This is a genomic window from uncultured Algibacter sp., assembly GCF_947495925.1.
In the GTDB taxonomy this organism is placed as follows: domain Bacteria; phylum Bacteroidota; class Bacteroidia; order Flavobacteriales; family Flavobacteriaceae; genus Algibacter_E.
Genome location: NZ_CANMAU010000006.1, coordinates 1 through 2,500 on the forward strand (window position 1 = coordinate 1; position 2,500 = coordinate 2,500).

Genomic DNA, 2,500 nt, shown 5'->3' on the forward strand with positions numbered 1-2,500 from the left:
AAAAAAAGTTCATAAACATATTGAATTGACAGCGTAAGAATTGAATTGGAAACGATTTAATTCAACAAAGAGAATAGACCATTTTGAGTACTAGAGATTCTGATTAGTTGTTAAAAGATGTTGCATTGTATTAATATGATAGTAACACGCAAAATTTAACGATGAAGAGTTTGATCCTGGCTCAGGATGAACGCTAGCGGCAGGCCTAACACATGCAAGTCGAGGGGTAACAGAGAGAAGCTTGCTTCTTTGCTGACGACCGGCGCACGGGTGCGTAACGCGTATACAATCTGCCTTGTACTGAGGAATAGCCCAGAGAAATTTGGATTAATGCTTCATAGTATGTTGACCTCGCATGGGGATAACATTAAAGGTTACGGTACAAGATGAGTATGCGTCCTATTAGCTAGATGGTGTGGTAACGGCATACCATGGCAACGATAGGTAGGGGCCCTGAGAGGGGGATCCCCCACACTGGTACTGAGACACGGACCAGACTCCTACGGGAGGCAGCAGTGAGGAATATTGGACAATGGAGGCAACTCTGATCCAGCCATGCCGCGTGCAGGAAGACTGCCCTATGGGTTGTAAACTGCTTTTATACAGGAAGAAACCACTCTACGTGTAGAGTTCTGACGGTACTGTAAGAATAAGGATCGGCTAACTCCGTGCCAGCAGCCGCGGTAATACGGAGGATCCAAGCGTTATCCGGAATCATTGGGTTTAAAGGGTCCGTAGGTGGATAATTAAGTCAGAGGTGAAAGTTTGCCGCTTAACGGTAAAATTGCCTTTGATACTGGTTATCTTGAATTATTGTGAAGTAGTTAGAATATGTAGTGTAGCGGTGAAATGCATAGATATTACATAGAATACCAATTGCGAAGGCAGATTACTAACAATCAATTGACACTGATGGACGAAAGCGTAGGTAGCGAACGGGATTAGATACCCCGGTAGTCTACGCCGTAAACGATGGATACTAGCTGTTGGGCTTCGGTTCAGTGGCTAAGCGAAAGTGATAAGTATCCCACCTGGGGAGTACGTTCGCAAGAATGAAACTCAAAGGAATTGACGGGGGCCCGCACAAGCGGTGGAGCATGTGGTTTAATTCGATGATACGCGAGGAACCTTACCAGGGCTTAAATGTAGATTGACAGGTTTAGAGATAGACTTTTCTTCGGACAATTTACAAGGTGCTGCATGGTTGTCGTCAGCTCGTGCCGTGAGGTGTCAGGTTAAGTCCTATAACGAGCGCAACCCCTGTTGTTAGTTGCCAGCGAGTCAAGTCGGGAACTCTAACAAGACTGCCAGTGCAAACTGTGAGGAAGGTGGGGATGACGTCAAATCATCACGGCCCTTACGTCCTGGGCTACACACGTGCTACAATGGTAGGGACAGAGAGCAGCCACTTCGCGAGAAGGAGCGAATCTATAAACCCTATCACAGTTCGGATCGGAGTCTGCAACTCGACTCCGTGAAGCTGGAATCGCTAGTAATCGCATATCAGCCATGATGCGGTGAATACGTTCCCGGGCCTTGTACACACCGCCCGTCAAGCCATGGAAGCTGGGAGTGCCTGAAGTCCGTCACCGTAAGGAGCGGCCTAGGGTAAAATCGGTAACTAGGGCTAAGTCGTAACAAGGTAGCCGTACCGGAAGGTGCGGCTGGAACACCTCCTTTCTAGAGAAAGACGACTAAAAAGTATCATAACTATTACGAAAGATAGTTTATTCTCATTGCTGTTAATTTAAAATAGAAATTTAGTAGAGTCTCATAGCTCAGCTGGTTAGAGCGCTACACTGATAATGTAGAGGTCGGCAGTTCGAGTCTGCCTGAGACTACTAACTACTAAATAGAGGAAATTCTAGAACTGAGAATTCTAAATTCACGTTAAGGATTCTTGTAATAGGATTTAAAATGGGGGATTAGCTCAGCTGGCTAGAGCGCTTGCCTTGCACGCAAGAGGTCATCGGTTCGACTCCGATATTCTCCACGATTCCGCGAAGCGGAAAGAAGTTCATTGACATATTGAAAAAAGATACATGAAAATAAGATTAGAGCGATCTAATCTATTTAAATAATAATTCTGATTAATTAGAATCACGAGCGATATCTAATTAATCGAAACTCATTAAAAAAGCAAAAAGTACAATAAGCTAAATAAGAGCGTATGGGGAATGCCTAGGCTCTCAGAGGCGATGAAGGACGTGATAAGCTGCGAAAAGCTGCGGGGATCGGCACACACGATTTGATCCGCAGATATCCGAATGGGGCAACCCACTATATTGAAGATATAGTATCCGCAAGGAGGCGAACCCGGAGAACTGAAACATCTAAGTACCCGGAGGAGAAGAAAACAAAAGTGATTCCGTTAGTAGTGGCGAGCGAACGCGGATTAGCCCAAACCATAATTGTTACGGCAATTGTGGGGTTGTAGGACCACGATATTAGAAGCATGATGAATTAGAACCCTTTGGAAAGAGGGGCCAAAGACGGTGAT

General features: G+C 45.3%; 2 tRNA genes and 2 rRNA genes (1 of these 4 cut by a window edge). All 4 read left to right on the top strand.

Annotated features, from left to right (window positions below):
* Positions 1-158 precede the first annotated feature (158 nt).
* A 16S ribosomal RNA gene (locus tag Q0857_RS12880) occupies positions 159-1,680 on the top strand.
* An 87-nt stretch (positions 1,681-1,767) separates the two neighbouring features.
* Positions 1,768-1,841, top strand: a tRNA-Ile gene (locus Q0857_RS12885).
* 78 nt (positions 1,842-1,919) lie between these two features.
* Positions 1,920-1,993, top strand: a tRNA-Ala gene (locus Q0857_RS12890).
* A gap of 156 nt (positions 1,994-2,149) precedes the next feature.
* Positions 2,150-2,500, top strand: a 23S ribosomal RNA gene (locus Q0857_RS12895) (it continues 2,470 nt past the right edge of the window).
* The 16S and 23S rRNA genes sit together here with 2 tRNA genes alongside, the layout of an rRNA operon.